The organism is Paenirhodobacter sp., from assembly GCF_050177655.1.
Classification (GTDB): Bacteria; Pseudomonadota; Alphaproteobacteria; order Rhodobacterales; family Rhodobacteraceae; genus Rhodobacter.
Genome location: NZ_JBFXGV010000001.1, coordinates 102,408 through 118,178, shown reverse-complemented (window position 1 = coordinate 118,178; position 15,771 = coordinate 102,408). Strand labels below are relative to the sequence as shown.

Below are 15,771 nucleotides of genomic sequence, written 5' to 3'. Positions count from 1 at the left end.
GCCTCAGCCGTTCATCGAATCGAAGAATTCCGAGTTGGTCTTGGTTTGCTTCAGCTTCGAGATCAGGAACTCGATCGCATCCGTCGTGCCCATCGGGTTCAGGATGCGGCGCAGCAGATAGGTCTTCTGCAGATCCTTCTGATCGGTGAGCAGGTCTTCCTTGCGGGTGCCCGACTTGAGGATGTCCATCGCCGGGAAGACGCGCTTGTCCGCGACCTTGCGGTCGAGCACGATTTCCGAGTTGCCGGTGCCCTTGAACTCTTCGAAGATCACCTCGTCCATGCGCGAGCCGGTGTCGATCAGCGCGGTCGCGATGATCGTCAGCGAGCCGCCCTCCTCGATATTGCGCGCCGCACCGAAGAAGCGCTTCGGCCGCTGCAACGCATTCGCATCGACACCGCCGGTCAGCACCTTGCCCGAGCTCGGCACCACGGTGTTATAGGCGCGACCCAGACGGGTGATCGAGTCGAGCAGGATCACCACGTCCCGCTTGTGCTCGACCAGGCGCTTCGCCTTCTCGATCACCATTTCCGCCACCGCAACGTGCCGCGTCGCCGGTTCGTCGAAGGTCGAGGAAATCACCTCCCCCTTCACCGAGCGCTGCATGTCCGTCACTTCCTCCGGGCGTTCGTCGATCAGCAGAACGATCAGGTAGCACTCCGGGTGATTGACCTCGATCGAATGCGCGATGTTCTGCAAAAGCACCGTCTTACCCGTGCGCGGCGGCGCCACGATCAGCGAACGTTGCCCCTTCCCGATCGGCGCGACGAGGTCGATGATCCGGGCCGAACGATCCTTGATCGTCGGATCCTCGATCTCCATCTTCAGCCGCTCGTCCGGGTAAAGCGGCGTGAGGTTGTCGAAGCTGACCTTGTGGCGCGCCTTGTCGGGATCCTCGAAGTTGATCTTCTCGACCGAGGTCAGCGCGAAATACCGCTCGTTCTCGCCCGGCGCGCGGATGATCCCCTCGACCGTGTCACCGGTGCGCAGGCTGTATTGCCGGATCATGTCGGGCGAAACGTAGATATCGTCCGGGCCCGGCAGATAGTTCGCCTCGGGCGAGCGCAGGAAGCCGAACCCGTCCTGCAGCACCTCGAGCACGCCATCGCCGCCGATCTCGACGCCTTCCTCGGCATTCTCCTTGAGGATGGAGAACATCATCTCGCCCTTGCGCATGGTCGAGGCGTTCTCGATCTCCCAATCCTCGGCCATCGCCAGAAGATCCTTCGGGCTCTTCGCCTTCAGATCGGCAAGGTTCAAACGTTCGGTCATCGCATCCATCCGCAAAGGGCGCCTACCCGGTCCCGGGCAGCGCAGTATCATCTCATGTCAAAGCAGAACCTGTCGGCCGGACGGCCGGGGCTGCCTCCGAAATAGGTCTTCAGAGCGAACGAGTCAATCTGGCGTCAGTATTTCACGATCACCGAGATCACGATCACGATCATGAAGAGCGTCGGCAATTCGTTCAGCATTCGCCATTGCCGCCCGGTGAGCCGGTTCTCTTCCGCGGCAAAGCGCTTACGCGCCACCTCGAGGTAGAAATGATAGCCGGTCATCCCGATCACCGCCGCCGCCTTCGCCCAGCTCCAGGTCATCTCCCAGTCGACGATCCCCGGGGTGAACACCAGCATCAGCCCGAAAAGCCAGCTCGAGATCATCGCCGGCTGCATGATCGCCTTCATCAGGAGCCGCTCCTGATGCCGGAACAGCAGATCCATCTCCGACCCGGGCACGACGCCCTGCTTCTTCAGCCCTTCGACATGGTAGACGTAAAGCCGCGGCAGATAGAACAGCCCCGCCATCCAGGCGAGCACCGACATCACATGCATCGCCTTGATCCAGAGGTAGTAGTCGATAAGCAGATCGGTCATGGGAGCCTCCGTTTCGGCCCCTCTTCTTAATAAAATAAATAAAGAAAAGAAAAGATGATGATTATGATTGGGCTGTGGATACTGGGGATTACCGGCTTTTCAACCGGTTCTTCCCAGTCAGGATCGGGCCTGACCCCGCTCTGAAGAAAATCGTGGAAAACGGAAAATTTTCCTTCTTGAGCAATCCTTTATAAAATTGACATCTGTGGACAAAGAGCCGGACGAAATCCGCGAACCGGGGGAGATCCGGAGTCGCTCACATCCGCTGTGATCGGTTTTCCAGCTGTGGGAGTCCTGCCGTCATTCCTTGACAAACCCTGAACGAATTGGGGAGGACTCGGCCGAGCACTTTTCCCCACAGCCTTGCCCAAGGGCTTCTCCCTGCGGTTATCCACATGCCCCCCGATCTGATCCTCGCCTCCTCCTCCGAAATCCGTGCGCAGCTGCTGCGCTCCGCCGGGCTGCAGGTGACCGCCGAGCCCGCCCGGATCGACGAGGAGATGATCCGCACTGCGCTCGAGGCCGAGGGGGCGAAGCCCCGCGACATCGCCGACACGCTCGCCGAGATGAAGGCGGCAAAGCTTTCCGCGCGCCATCCGGGCAAGATGGTGCTCGGCGCCGACCAGATCCTCGACCTCGGCGGTCGCATCCTCGCCAAGCCCGAAACCCCGGAAGACGCCGCCGATCACCTGCGCGCGCTGTCGGGCCGAACCCACCGGCTGCTCTCCGCCCTCGTCGTGCTGCGCGACGGCACTCCGCTCTGGCGCCACATCGCCGAGGTCCGCCTCACGATGCATCCGCTCTCCGAGCCCTTCATCGCCGATTACGTCGCGCGCAACTGGGACAGCATTCGCCACGCCGTCGGCTGCTACAAGCTCGAGGAGGAAGGCGTGCGGCTTTTCTCCGCCGTCGAAGGCGATTACTTTGCGGTCCTGGGCCTGCCGCTCATCGAATTCCTGAACTGGTTGCATGTGCGTGGAGAGTTGACGACATGAGTGATCACCCCCGTATCCCGCTTGCCGGTGTGATCGGCTCCCCCATCGCGCATTCGCGTTCTCCCGCGCTGCACGGCTACTGGCTGCGCCATTACGGTATCCGCGGCCATTACATCCCGATGGACGTCGCCGAGGACGATCTCGAAACCGTTCTGCGCACCCTGCCCAAGGCCGGTTTCGTCGGCTGCAACATCACCATCCCGCACAAGGAAAAGGTGCTGGCCATCGCCGATGTGATCTCCGATCGCGCGGCGCTGATCGGCGCGGCGAACACGCTGATCTTTCGCGCCGATGGCAAGATCCACGCCGACAATACCGACGGTTACGGCTTCATCGCGAACCTGCGCGAAGGCGCCCCCAACTGGCAGCCGACCGCCGGCCCGGCCGCGGTGATCGGCGCCGGCGGTGCCGCGCGTGCGATCGTCGCCTCGCTCCTCGAAGTCGGTTGCCCCGAGATCCGCATCTCCAACCGCACCCGCGCCCGCGCCGAGGTGCTGCGCTCCGAATTCGGCGCGCGCGTCGTCGTCTACGACTGGGTGCAGGCCGGCAACATGCTCGAAGATGCGCTGACGGTGGTGAACACTTCCTCCCTCGGCATGCAGGGCAAGGCGGAATTCCGCGTGCCGCTCGACGCGCTGACACCCGCGGCAGTGGTAACCGATTGCGTCTATACCCCGTTGCGCACGCGCCTGCTTGAGGAGGCGGCGGCGATGGGCTGCACCACGGTCGATGGGCTCGGCATGCTGCTGCATCAGGCCGTGCCCGGGTTCGAGCGCTGGTTCGGTCAACGCCCGGAGGTCACGCCCGAATTGCGCGATGTGGTGCTCTCGGCATGACGAAACCGTTCCTTCTCGGGCTGACCGGTTCGATCGGCATGGGGAAATCGACCACGGCGAAGATGTTCGCCGAGGAAGGCGTTCCGATCTGGGATGCCGATGCGACGGTGCATGCGCTCTACGCGCCGGGAGGGGCCGCCGTGGCCCCGATCGACGCCGCTTTTCCAGGCGCCGTCGTCGCGGGCGCGGTGGATCGCGCCCGCCTGCGCGAAATCCTTAACGCCGACAAATCGGCTCTGTCGCGCCTTGAATCCATCGTTCATCCGCTCACCACCGCCTCGCGCGAGGCCTTCATCGCCGCACATTCCGACGCCGATCTGATCCTGCTCGACATTCCGCTCCTTTTCGAGACAGGCGCCGACGCGATCTGCGATGCCGTCCTTGTCGTCTCCGTTCCCCCGCATATCCAGCGCGAACGCGTCCTCGCCCGCGGCCAGATGACCGAGGCACAGCTCGATCTGATCCTCGAACGTCAGTTGCCCGACGCGCATAAACGCGCCCGCGCCCATCACGTCATCGAAACCCACACGCTTGAAGACACCCGCACCGCCGTGCGAAACCTGATCGCGGAAATCAGGAGCCGCCATGCGTGAGATCGTCCTCGACACCGAAACCACCGGCTTCGAACCCTTCGAAGGCGACCGCATCGTCGAGATCGGTGCGGTCGAGCTTTTCAACCACGTCCCCACCGGCCGCACCTATCACCAATACATCAACCCCGAACGCTCGATGCCGACCGAGGCCTTCGAGGTTCACGGCCTTGGCGACGATTTCCTGAAGGACAAGCCGGTCTTCGCCGCGATCGCGCAGGAGTTCATCGATTTCATCGGCGCGGATTCGAAGCTGGTGATCCACAACGCCGCCTTCGACATGAAATTCCTCAATGCCGAGCTTGGCTGGGTGCAAAAGCCGCTGATCGCCAACGACCGCGCGATCGACACGCTGATGATGGCGCGCCGCAAGTTCCCGGGCTCACCTGCCTCGCTCGATGCGCTCTGCCGCCGTTTCAACATCGACAATTCCTCGCGCACGCTGCACGGGGCACTCCTCGACAGCGAGATCCTGGCCGAGGTCTATCTCGAGCTGATCGGCGGCCGGCAGCCGGTTTTCGGCCTGACAATCGACCCTGTTCCGGCCAAAACCGCGCAAATCGCCGACGATTGGCGCCCACGTCCGCGCCCGGTTCCGCTCCCCTCGCGTCTGACCGAAGACGAGGCCGAGGCCCACGCCGCCTTCGTGAAAAAGCTTGGCGAGAACGCGATCTGGAATCGCTCCCGCTAGGTCACGCCTGCCATATTTGTGTCATGCGCGACGATTTTCCCATTTAACCCTGCGCACATTGCCCTTACATGCATCCCGTTCTCGGTTTTGGGGGAGGGACCCATGCTGGACTTTGCCGCGATGCGCGCCACCCTGGCGGAGGCCTATGACCTCGCGCCTTCGCTGACGCTCGCCGAAGAGATGCGCGACATCCATGCCCGCATGGATCGCGTCGTGCCGCTGCCCGATTTCGCCCGTTACGCGCCCTATATCCGCGCGATCAACCGGCTGAAGCGGGAAAAGAACGCGGTGATCCTCGCGCATAACTATATGACCCCCGAGATTTATCACGGGGTCGCCGATGTCGTGGGCGACAGCCTTCAGCTCGCGATCGAGGCGACGAAGGTCGAGGCAGAAACCATCGTGCAATGCGGCGTGCATTTTATGGCGGAGACCTCGAAGATCCTGAACCCCGCGAAGCGCGTGTTGATCCCAGATGTCGAGGCGGGCTGTTCGCTCGCCGAGTCGATCACCGCCGCGGGGATCGCCGAGATGCGGGCGAAATATCCGGGTGCGCCGGTGGTGAGCTACGTCAACACCACGGCCGAGGTGAAGGCCGCGTCCGACATCTGCTGCACCTCCTCGAACGCCGCGCAGATCGTCGCGGCGCTGCCCGAGGATACGATCATCATGACGCCGGACCAGTATCTCGCGCAGAATGTCGCGAACCAGGTGCCGCAGAAGAAGGTCGTCTGGTGGGCCGGCTCCTGCATCGTGCACGAGCAATACACTGCCCGGGATCTGCGCGAGTTTCGCGCGCTCCATCCCGACACCCGGATCATCGCGCACCCCGAATGTCCGCCCGATGTCGTGGCGGAGGCGGATTTCTCCGGCTCGACCTCCGGCATCATCGACTATGTCACGCGCGAGCATCCGGAACACGCGATGCTGGTCACCGAATGCTCGATGGCTTCGAACATCGCCGATGCGCTGCCCGGGGTAGATTTTGTGGGCCCCTGCAATATGTGCCCCTACATGAAGAAGATCACTCTCGAGAAAATCCTCTGGTCGCTTCATACCGGCAGCGAGGAAGTCTTCGTCGATCCCGCGATCGCCGCCAAGGCGCGGGTCGCGGTCGAACGGATGATCGACCTCTCGCGGAAGATCTCGAAGTGATCGAAACCTCGCGTATCGTCATCGTCGGCGCCGGGCTCGGCGCGCTTTATGCCGCGCTGAAACTGGCGCCGCGTCCCGTTCTGGTGATCTCGCCCGAAGTGCTTGGCGAGGGCGCCTCCTCCGCCTGGGCGCAGGGCGGTGTCGCCGCCGCGATGGGCGCGCCCGACACGCCGGAATCGCATGCGCATGACACCGAGATTGCCGGCGCCGGCACGGTCGATCCGCATATCGCGCAGCTCGTGACCTCCGAGGCGCGCAACCATATCCTCGACCTCACCGAGCTCGGCACGCCCTTCGACCGCAATGCCGAGGGCGGCTATGTGATGTCGCGCGAGGCGGCGCATTCGATGGCCCGCGTCGTGCGGGTGAAGGGCGATCAGGCCGGCCACGAGATCATGCAGACGCTGATCGCCGAAATTCGCCGCACGCCCTCGGTTCAGGTCGCCGAAGGCGTGCTCGCTTCCGGTCTCGAGGTCGAGGACGGCACCGTCACCGGCGTCTGGATCGAACGCGCGACGACCCCCTCGGGGCGCCTGCTGATCCGTGCGCCGGCGGTTCTGCTGGCGGGCGGCGGCTCCGGCGGGCTCTTTGCCGTCACCACCAACCCGCCGCGCATCCGCGGCCAGGTGATCGGCATGGCGGCGCGCGCGGGCGCAGTGATCGCCGATCCGGAATTCGTGCAGTTCCATCCGACCGCGATCGCCTCGGGCGAAGACCCTGCCCCGCTCGCGACCGAGGCCCTGCGTGGCGAAGGCGCGGTGCTGATCAATGCGGCCGGTGAGCGCTTCATGCTTCCGATCCACAAGGATGCCGAACTTGCGCCGCGCGATATCGTGGCGCGTGCGGTTTACCTCGAACGGCAGGCCGGGCGGAACCCGATGCTCGACACCCGCGCCTGTCTTGGCGCCGATGTGATCACACGTTTTCCCGCGGTGGCCGATGCCTGCAAACGCGCGGGAATAGACCCTGTTTCACAGCCGATCCCGGTTGCCGCCGCCGCGCATTACCACATGGGCGGCATCGCGGTGGACGACCGCGGTCGCGCCTCGCTCGGCCGGCTCTGGGTCTGCGGCGAGGCCTCTTCGACCGGCCTGCACGGCGCGAACCGCCTTGCCTCGAACGGGTTGCTCGAGGCCCTCGTCTTCGCCCGGATCTGTGCGATCGGCATCGGCGAGACGCTCGGCCCGATCACCGCGGCGGACCCGATCTCGATCGACTTCCCCGAAGGCGGCGAGATCGTCGACGAGGCAGCCGTCGCAAAGCTGCGTCGCGCGATGACCGATGGGGTCGGCGTCGTACGCGATGCCGAGGGGCTGAAAACGGCGCTTGGTGTGATCGCCGCGCTTGAGGCCGGGGCGGAAAGTGAACTCCTGCGAAACATGCTCGCCACCGCGACGCTGATCGCCGCCGGCGCATTCGCCCGCCACGAAAGCCGCGGCGGTCATTTCCGCTCCGATTTCCCGAAACCGGACCCTGAAAAGGCCAAACGCACCCGCATGACGCTGACCGAGGCGCGCGCAATCCGCGCCGCGGCGCTGGAGGAAAAATGACGTCCGCCCTGCCCGACTTCCTGCTCGAACCGCTCGTGCGCGCCGCGCTGACCGAAGATCTCGCGCCGATGGGCGACGCCACCACCCGCGCGGTGATCCCCGCCGGCACCCGCTACGCCGCGCGGCTCAACGCCCGCGAACCGGGCGTCGTTTCGGGGATGCAGATCGCCGCCCTCGCCTTTCGCCTCGTCGATCCGGCGTTGAAGGTGACGACCCATGTCCCCGATGGCAGCCCGATCACCCCCGGTCAGACCCTGATGGAGATCGAGGGCGACGCCGCCGCGATCCTGATGGGCGAGCGCGTCGCGCTCAATTTCGCAGGCCGGCTGAGCGGCATCGCCACGCTCACCGCGGCCTTCGTCGCCGAGACGGCGGGCACGAAGGCGCGCATCACCTGCACCCGCAAGACGACGCCAGGCCTGCGCATGGTGGAAAAGGCGGCTGTCGCGCATGGCGGCGGCTCGAACCACCGCTACGGGCTTTCGGACGCGATCCTGATCAAGGATAACCACATCGCCGCGGCGGGCGGCATCCGCCCCGTGCTTGAGGCGGCAAAGGCCGCGCGCAGCCACATGATGCGTGTCGAGCTCGAGGTCGACAGCCTCGCCCAGCTCGAGGAGGCGCTCGCGATCGGCGGGGCCGACGTGATCCTGCTCGACAACATGGACACGCCCACGCTGACCCGCGCGGTCGAGATCACCGCCGGGCGCGTCGTGCTCGAGGCTTCGGGCAATATGCGCCTTGCGCGGATCGCCGAGGTGGCGGCGACCGGCGTCGATTACATCTCGGTCGGCGCGCTGACGCATTCGGCCAGCACGCTCGACCTCGGTCTCGACTTCTAGATCCGCTTCTCGTCGCGCAGCCGCTCGATCACCATGGCGCCATATTCGGCGGTCATGTGCTGGCCATCGGCCTCGATCAGATGCGCGGGAACCGGGCCGGCGCCGTGCAGCGCCTCGGCCGCGTCGAACACCTCGAGCCCCGCGCGCTGCATCAGCCGGATCACGATGGCGCGCAGTTGCCGGAAGTTCGGCTCCTCCGAGATCGCCGGCGGCGGCACGACGATCAGCTTCGCCTCGCGCGAGAGGCGCTTGAGCACGCGGATATGCGCGCCCCGGAAATGGGCGACATAGGCCTCGGCCAGCGCATCGGAGGCAAGCAGCCCGCTTGTCGGCGCCGGATCTCCGGGCCCCATCACGGCATGATCGAACCAGTTGAAGGGCCGCGTCAGCCGGCCGAGGTGAAAGCCGACCGTCGTCAGCACCGGCGCGCCGACGGAGAAGACGTTCTTCACCCCCAGCCGCTCCTGCATCTGCCCAAGCACGCGCCGCCCGAGGTTCGACCCTTTCGGGAAGAACCCGTTGTCATTCCAGCCGAATTTCCCCTCGTGCCAGACATTTCCGCCATAGCGGAGCGCCGCGGCATCAAGGCCGAGGCTGCGCGCCCCCTCTTCCAGGGCGATCGTGTGGCTGTCGCCGAGAAGCAGCAGATCAGGCTTCATTGAACCGCTCCAGGATCATTTCCTCACAGACGAGCTCTTCCCGCGCGGCACGTGCGTCGCTCTCGGCGGCCTTCTCCGCCTCGCTCTCGGCCACGCGCCCCCGCGCCGGGCCGGAAAGATCGAGCCCGCCGAAGAAATGCCCCATCACGAAATCGACGCCCGAAGGCGCGATGCCGCGCATGTTCGGCTCGAAGAAGGCGGCGCGCGTCGGCGGGGCCGCAATGATCTCATAGGAGGGGAAGTAATCCACCGCCGCATGGCGATGCGCGGCATCGCCCGCCACCGCACGCAGCACCGATTTCGAATATTGCGTCGCCGAGAGCACATGATCCCCCGAGGCGGTCGCAACGAGCGGCACCGGCGAAACCGTAAGCAGCACCTTCAGCTCGGGGTTCAGCCCCCACATCAGCTCGAGCGCAAGCTCGAGATCGCGCAGGATCTCGGGATAGGTGTAATTCTTGAACGCATGCACCTCGGCGTCGAAAGTGCCGACCCCGGTGCCCGGGCAGATCGAATAGCTCTGCCCCGTCCGGGTGTTGATCCAGCCCTCGGTGAGCCCCAGCGTGAAGACGAAGACATCCGCTTCGGTGATGCAGCGCCGGAAGGCCCGGGCGGTCGAGGCGAGCGAGGCGCGCGCCTCCGCCTCCGAGACGAAGCCCTCGGGTTCGATCTTCGGGCGCAGCATGTCATGCACACGCCCTGCCCCGTCGGTCCAGAGCTCGATCTCCTCGGCGGGCATCGTCTCCGCCGCGAGCCGCGCCCAGAGCAGGAGTTGCGCCGCGGTGTAGATATTGCCGGTGCGCGCCGAGAAGATGCCGTAGTTGAAGGTCTTGGCGATCTCGGCGGGGGTGCGGCCGGGGGCGGGCTCGGCGTTCAGCCAGTTCTTGCCCCGGGCCAGCAGCGCGCGGCTGATATGCTGTGCGAAACACGAGCCGAAGGTGGCAAAGACCGCATCCGAGGGCAGCGTCCAGACCGAATTCCAGAGCTCGGACATTCCGAAGAGGCCCGGTTCGGCCACGGCCGTGCGCCAGAAGCCCCGGGGCGGAATGTGGCGATAGGGGTTATCCCCCGATTTCTTCTGCGTCATCGAAATGCCACGCCTTGCTGCAAACAGAAAACCGGCCCCTCGCGGCGCCGGCTCCAGTCAAGTCGCAAATCCGGGGAAGATCAACGCAGATATTCGCGGAAAGCGGTGAAAACCTCTTCGTAGACGGCGCGCTTGAAGGGCACGATCTGCGCGAGCAGCTCCTCGTGGCCCATCCATTGCCAGACCGAGAACTCGGGGTGTTCGGTGGCGATGTTGACGTCGCCATCCTGCCCGAGAAAGCGGAACAGGAACCATTTCTGCTTCTGCCCGCGATATTTGCCGCCCCAGATCTTGCCGAGCAGCTCCTCGGGCAGGTCATAGGTGACCCAATCCTCGGTCTTCGCGATCTTCTCGACAAGATCCGGCCGGATGCCGGTTTCCTCGCCAAGCTCGCGCAGCGCGGCTTCCTTCGGCTTCTCGCCCTTGTCGATGCCCCCCTGCGGCATCTGCCAGGCGGGGCCGGGGTTGTCGATCCGCTGCCCGGCAAAGATCTGCCCCTCGGCATTGATCAGCACGACGCCGACGTTGCGGCGATAGGGCAGCGTTTCGATCTCTTTTTTCTTCATCTTTCTTGTCCCGTTTGGGCCGGAAAAGGGGGCCCGAAGGCCCCCGATCTCAATTCGCCGGCTTCGCCTCGGTGGGTTTGTCCGCTGGCGCCGCGGCCTCGGCATGCTCGGTCGCGCCCACATCCGCACCCATCACCGACAGCCCCTTGAGAATGTCGATCGCATAGGCGAGCTGGTAATCCTCGAGCCGCAGCTTCGCCGCCTCTTCCGCCTTGGCGCGTTCTTCCTCGGCCTGCTTCTTTTCGTCCTCGGTCATCGAGTCGTTCGAAAGCACGCCGCGCAGATCGGCCTCCGACCGGGTCTTCTGCTGATCCTCGGCCTGCGCATCGGGGTTTTCCGGCTGCGCCGCGGGCTGCGGCACGACGATGTCGGGGGCGATGCCGAGCGACTGGATCGAGCGGCCCGAGGGCGTGTAGTAACGCGCCGTGGTCAGGCGCATCGCGCCCTCGCCCTTGATCGGCATCACCGTCTGCACCGAGCCCTTGCCGAAACTCTTGGTGCCGACGACGATCGCGCGATGATGATCCTGCAGCGCACCGGTCACGATCTCCGAGGCCGAGGCCGAGCCGCCATTGATCAGCACGACGATCGGCTTGCCATCGGCAAGATCGCCCGGCGTCGCGTTGAACCGCTCGCTGTCCTCGGGTTTGCGACCGCGGGTCGAGACGATCTCGCCCTTGTCGAGGAAGGCGTCCGAGACCGCGATCGCCTGGGTCAGCAACCCGCCCGGGTTGTTGCGCAGGTCGATCACGATGCCGTCGACCTTGTCCATGCCGCCGGCGTCGGCGACCGCCTTCTTCAGGCTGTCCTGCAGGTTGGGGAAGGTCTGGTCGTTGAAGGTGGTGATCCGCAGCACGACGGTCTTGCCCTCGAGCCGGCCCTTCACCGCGGTAAGCTTGATCGTGTCGCGCGTCATCGTCACGTCGAAGGGCTCCTGCTGCCCGTCGCGCACGATCGTCACGGTGATCTCGCTGCCGACCGGGCCGCGCATCTTGTCGACCGCCTGGTCGAGCGAGAGGCCCATCAGGCTCTCGCCATCGACCGCGGTGATGAAGTCACCGGTCTGGATCCCGGCGGCGGCGGCCGGCGTGCCATCCATCGGGGAGACGACCTTGACCGCGCCGTTCTCCTGCGTGACCTCGATGCCGAGCCCGCCGAAGGAGCCGCGCGTCTGCACCTTCATGTCGGCGTAATCGTCCGGCGGCAGGTAGCTCGAATGCGGATCGAGCGAGCTGAGCATGCCGTTGATCGCGGCCTCGATCAGCTTCTTGTCGTCGACCGGTTCGACGTAATCCGAGCGGATCCGTTCGAAGATGTCCCCGAACAGGTCGAGCTGCTCGTAGACCGAGCTCGACTTCGTGGTCTCCTGCGCCAGGAGCGGAGCGACCTGCGCCGAAATCAACGCCCCGGCGACAGTGCCGCCCAACGCGGCCATGACGAACTTTTTCATTCTCGACCCTTGATCCTGTCAGTTTTTCGTCTGGGTGAACCACGCGGCGGGGTCCACGGGCTGCTTGCCCTTCCTCAGTTCCATATAAAGCGTCTCCGTCCGCCCGGCGCTACCGCCCTTCTGCGCCGCCTGAACGAAATCCGCCCCGAATTCCTGCGCGCCCGGCTCGGTTCCGCCCATCAGCCCGACGGGCGCCCCGGCGGCGAGCACGTCGCCGGTTTCACCATAGACGGTGCCAAGCCCGGCCAGAACCAGAAGATAGCCTTCCGCCGGCTCGAGGATCATCACATTTCCGTAGTCGAGCAGCGGCCCGCGATAGCGCACCGTCGCCGGCCAGGGCGCGGTGACAAGCGCGGCGGGCGCCGTCGCGATCACCAGGCCGGGGCGGCGGATCCCCGCGGCATCCGCCTCGTTGAACTTGCGCAGCAGGGTGCCAAGCACCGGCATCGGCAACGTGCCCTTCGCCCCGGCGAAATCCTCCATCGGCGCGCCGATGTCGCTGTCGAGATCGGCAAGCCCGGTGGCGAACCCCTCGAGCGTGTCGGCGCTTTCGACCAGCTTGCGCAGATCCTCCGGCTCCTCGAGATAGCGTTTCGGCAGGTTGGTGCGGTCGGCAACCGCCTGGCTCAGCGCGGTGCGCGCCTCCTGCACCGAGGCGAGCCCGCTTTCGAGCACCTGCTCGGCATTGCCCTGCACCGCGCGCAGCGCCTTGATCTCCTCAAGATCGCCACGCATCGTCTCCGCCTGAGCCTGCAGCGCGGGCGTCACCGCGCCAAGCACCATGCCCGACCGCGCCGAGCCCAGCGGCCCCGCCGGATGCAGCAGCAAAAGCGGCCCCTCGGAGCGCTCCATCGTGCTCATCACGCCGAGCAGCCGGCCGATATCCTCGCGCTTCGCGTCGAACCCCGCCTCGATCTCGCGTTCGCGGATCGCCGCGCGGCGCAGCCCGTCGCGCAGCGCACCCAGCCCCTTTTCATAGGCTGAAATCGTCGCGGTGAGCGCCGCGACGCGATCCGCCTTCGTCTTCGCCGCATCGAGCGCCGCGATCGAGCTGCGCAGATCGTCGGCCGCCTTCAGCGCGACATCGGTCGCGGGGCTGGCCGAAGCCGCCCCGGCGCCAAGCATCAGCGCGACGATCGCAGCCCGCATCAACGGACGATCAGCGTCTTGCCGGTCATTTCGGGCGGCACCGGCAACTGCATCAGGTCAAGCAGCGTCGGCGCAAGATCGGCGAGCCGCCCGCCATCGCGCAGCGTCACCCCCTCGGGCCCGCCGACAAGGGCGACAGGCACCGGGTTCGTGGTATGCGCGGTATGCGGTTTGCCGGTGACCGGGTCGATCATCGTCTCGCAGTTGCCGTGGTCGGCGGTGACGATCATCGCGCCACCGGCGGCCTTCAGCGCGGCGATCACCTTGCCCATGTCGCGGTCGATCTCCTCGCAGGCGGCGATCGCGGCGGGCAGGCTCCCGGTATGGCCGACCATGTCGGGGTTGGCGTAGTTCACCACGATCAGGTCATAGCCCTTCTCGATCGCATCGACGAAATGGGCGGTCACCTCCGGCGCGCTCATTTCGGGCTGCAGGTCATAGGTTGCGACCTTGGGCGATTTCGGCATGAAGCGATCCTCGCCCGCCCAGGGCGCTTCCTTGCCGCCGTTGAGGAAGAAGGTCACATGCGGATATTTCTCGGTCTCGGCGCAGTGAAACTGCGTAAGCCCTTGTTTCGAAACCCATTCGCCCAGCGTGTTGACGAGGTCGCGCTTCGGATAGGCGGTGGTCATATAGGCGTTGTGGCCGGTCGAATACTCGACCATGCCGAGCATCGCCGACCAGCTCGGCCGCTTCGAGACGTCGATCTCGGCGAAACCGGGCTCGCCCAGCGCGCGCAGGATCTCGCGCGCCCGGTCAGCGCGGAAATTGAGGCAGAAGAAGCCGTCGCCATCCGCCGTGCCGGCATAATCGCCGATCACGGTCGGCTTGATGAATTCGTCCATCTCCTTCTTGGCGTAGCTCTGCGCCACCGCCTCGGCCGGCGTCGCGGCGCTCAGACCCTTCGCCTCCACCATCGCCTCATAGGCAAGGCCGACGCGCTCCCAGCGGTTGTCGCGGTCCATCGCCCAATAGCGGCCGATCACCGTGCCAATCGTGCAGCCCGCCGGCAGACGCGCGACGAAGTCGTCGATGAAGTGCGCGGCGCTGTCGGGCGCCACGTCACGCCCGTCGGTGATCGCATGCACGACGACCGGCACCCCTGCCCCGGCGATCATCTTGCAGGCGGCAAGGACATGCTCGATATGCCCATGCACGCCACCATCCGAGATCACGCCCATCAGATGCGCCCGGCCCCCGGCCGCCTTCACCTTGTCGATGAAGGCGAGGATCGCCTCGTTCTTGAAGAAGCTGCCATCCTCGATCGCGAGGTCGATCTGGCCCAGATCCATCGCCACCACGCGCCCGGCGCCGATATTGGTGTGGCCGACTTCCGAGTTGCCCATCTGCCCGGTCGGCAGGCCGACATCGGGGCCATAGGTGATCAGCGTCGATTTCGGGCAGCCGGTCCAGACCTTGTCGAGGTTGGGCGTGTTCGCCAGAAGCGGCGCGTTGCCCTCACGCTCGGGCCGCTCGCCCCAACCATCGAGAATGCACAGAACGACAGGCTTCGGACGGGACATGGCGGCCTCCTTTGGAATACGCCCGATACTTAAGCCCGCATCGGCGAAACGGCAACCATGGTGACGCTCTCAGGCGGTAAACATCAGGCGCATCGCCTTGGGTTCGAGGCTTTCGAGCTCGATCCGCCGGCTGCGCTGCATGAGGATGCGCAGGGCCTCGTCGGGCTTCTTGAAATAGCGCTTGCGGATGTCGAGGATCACCGCCCCCCCGGCCTCGAGCGTGGCGAGGAAGATCTCGAGGTAATCGCCGATCGGGTAATGGAACCCGCAGGAGATCAGGCTGGTGACGAGATCGGCGCTGAGCCCCTCGATCGCGGCCGGATCGCGGCGCGGATTGATCGGGGTGACGTCGGTCGCGCCATTGTCGCGCAGGAAGGCCGCCGCATCGTTCAGCGAGGCATAGCCAGACCCAAAGCCGTTCCAGCTGTGGTATTGCGCGAAGGTCTCCTCGATGTCGATCAGCGTCACCTTCGGCGCGAAATCCTTCACCAGGAGCACGTCGTTCAACGCCTGCCCGCAGCCGATGTCGATCACGCTTTTCGGCTGGCGCCCGGCGGCGATCAACGCGGTGCGGATCGGCAGATATTCCTTCCAGACCTCGTCGAGGGTGAGGCGAAAGATCTCGCTGCCGCGCACGCCGACCTCGGTCTCGAGCGGGGCGGGATCGCCCGCCTCCCAGGCCGTGCGCGACGAGGCGCTGATGAAATGTGTGCGCTGATAGCCAAGCAGCATCATCCCGCGGGTCGAGATCGCCGCCGGAGAAATCGCCATCTCTTCGAGTGTCTGCATCGCCGCCTCCTGCGTTGG

Annotated in this window: 16 protein-coding genes; 7 read left to right on the top strand and 9 right to left on the bottom strand. The window is 65.5% G+C overall.

All coding sequences use genetic code 11. The features are described from left to right. Nucleotides 1-3: 3 nt before the first annotated feature. Both rho and AB7U46_RS00560 read right to left on the bottom strand, forming a co-directional pair. Nucleotides 4-1,272, bottom strand: coding sequence for a transcription termination factor Rho (rho, locus tag AB7U46_RS00565; RefSeq protein WP_428334975.1), 1,269 nt, complete (start codon nt 1,270-1,272; stop codon nt 4-6). A gap of 134 nt (nt 1,273-1,406) precedes the next feature. Beyond that, nucleotides 1,407-1,871, bottom strand: a complete 465-nt coding sequence (locus tag AB7U46_RS00560; protein WP_428334974.1) for a CopD family protein — start codon at nt 1,869-1,871, stop codon at nt 1,407-1,409. A gap of 395 nt (nt 1,872-2,266) precedes the next feature. On the opposite strand from AB7U46_RS00560, the gene AB7U46_RS00555 reads away from it, so the two are divergent. From AB7U46_RS00555 to nadC, 7 genes are all read left to right on the top strand, one after another. Then, a complete protein-coding gene (locus AB7U46_RS00555) occupies nt 2,267-2,866 on the top strand; it encodes a Maf family protein (RefSeq protein WP_428334973.1) in 600 nt (199 codons plus the stop codon). Further along, nucleotides 2,863-3,702, top strand: a complete 840-nt coding sequence (locus AB7U46_RS00550; protein ID WP_428334972.1) for a shikimate dehydrogenase — start codon at nt 2,863-2,865, stop codon at nt 3,700-3,702. Before AB7U46_RS00555 ends, AB7U46_RS00550 begins: the two co-directional genes overlap by 4 nt. Then, complete coding sequence (gene coaE, locus AB7U46_RS00545) at nt 3,699-4,295, top strand: dephospho-CoA kinase (protein ID WP_428334971.1); 597 nt, start codon at nt 3,699-3,701, stop codon at nt 4,293-4,295. The genes AB7U46_RS00550 and coaE overlap by 4 nt, the downstream gene beginning before the upstream one ends. After that, nucleotides 4,288-4,983 (top strand): DNA polymerase III subunit epsilon, encoded by a 696-nt coding sequence (dnaQ, locus tag AB7U46_RS00540; RefSeq protein ID WP_428334970.1) that lies wholly within the window; start codon nt 4,288-4,290, stop codon nt 4,981-4,983. The genes coaE and dnaQ overlap by 8 nt, the downstream gene beginning before the upstream one ends. 102 nt (nt 4,984-5,085) lie before the next feature. Next, the gene (gene nadA / locus AB7U46_RS00535) at nt 5,086-6,138 is read left to right on the top strand and encodes a quinolinate synthase NadA (protein ID WP_428334969.1); all 1,053 of its coding nucleotides are present in this window, start codon (nt 5,086-5,088) and stop codon (nt 6,136-6,138) included. Beyond that, nucleotides 6,135-7,688: an L-aspartate oxidase gene (locus AB7U46_RS00530; RefSeq protein ID WP_428334968.1), complete on the top strand. Its 1,554-nt coding sequence runs from the start codon at nt 6,135-6,137 to the stop codon at nt 7,686-7,688. The genes nadA and AB7U46_RS00530 overlap by 4 nt, the downstream gene beginning before the upstream one ends. Further along, complete coding sequence (gene nadC, locus AB7U46_RS00525; protein WP_428334967.1) at nt 7,685-8,530, top strand: carboxylating nicotinate-nucleotide diphosphorylase; 846 nt, start codon at nt 7,685-7,687, stop codon at nt 8,528-8,530. The genes AB7U46_RS00530 and nadC overlap by 4 nt, the downstream gene beginning before the upstream one ends. Here nadC and AB7U46_RS00520 read toward each other — a convergent pair. The 7 genes from AB7U46_RS00520 to AB7U46_RS00490 all read right to left on the bottom strand — a co-directional run bounded on the left by AB7U46_RS00520 (nt 8,527) and on the right by AB7U46_RS00490 (nt 15,753). Next, nucleotides 8,527-9,189, bottom strand: coding sequence for a hypothetical protein (locus AB7U46_RS00520; protein WP_428334966.1), 663 nt, complete (start codon nt 9,187-9,189; stop codon nt 8,527-8,529). The genes nadC and AB7U46_RS00520 overlap by 4 nt on opposite strands. After that, nucleotides 9,179-10,276: a GSCFA domain-containing protein gene (locus AB7U46_RS00515; RefSeq protein WP_428334965.1), complete on the bottom strand. Its 1,098-nt coding sequence runs from the start codon at nt 10,274-10,276 to the stop codon at nt 9,179-9,181. The genes AB7U46_RS00520 and AB7U46_RS00515 overlap by 11 nt, the downstream gene beginning before the upstream one ends. Nucleotides 10,277-10,356: 80 nt before the next feature. Continuing rightward, on the bottom strand, nt 10,357-10,842 hold the full coding sequence (locus AB7U46_RS00510) for an RNA pyrophosphohydrolase (protein WP_428334964.1): 486 nt from the start codon (nt 10,840-10,842) through the stop codon (nt 10,357-10,359). Between the two features lie 49 nt (nt 10,843-10,891). After that, on the bottom strand, nt 10,892-12,292 hold the full coding sequence (locus AB7U46_RS00505; protein ID WP_428334963.1) for a S41 family peptidase: 1,401 nt from the start codon (nt 12,290-12,292) through the stop codon (nt 10,892-10,894). Nucleotides 12,293-12,310: 18 nt separating this feature from the next. Beyond that, a complete protein-coding gene (locus tag AB7U46_RS00500) occupies nt 12,311-13,444 on the bottom strand; it encodes a murein hydrolase activator EnvC family protein (RefSeq protein ID WP_428334962.1) in 1,134 nt (377 codons plus the stop codon). Then, a complete protein-coding gene (gpmI, locus tag AB7U46_RS00495) occupies nt 13,441-14,964 on the bottom strand; it encodes a 2,3-bisphosphoglycerate-independent phosphoglycerate mutase (RefSeq protein ID WP_428334961.1) in 1,524 nt (507 codons plus the stop codon). Before gpmI ends, AB7U46_RS00500 begins: the two co-directional genes overlap by 4 nt. A 69-nt stretch (nt 14,965-15,033) precedes the next feature. Continuing rightward, a complete protein-coding gene (locus AB7U46_RS00490; protein WP_428334960.1) occupies nt 15,034-15,753 on the bottom strand; it encodes a hypothetical protein in 720 nt (239 codons plus the stop codon). Nucleotides 15,754-15,771: the final 18 nt, after the last annotated feature.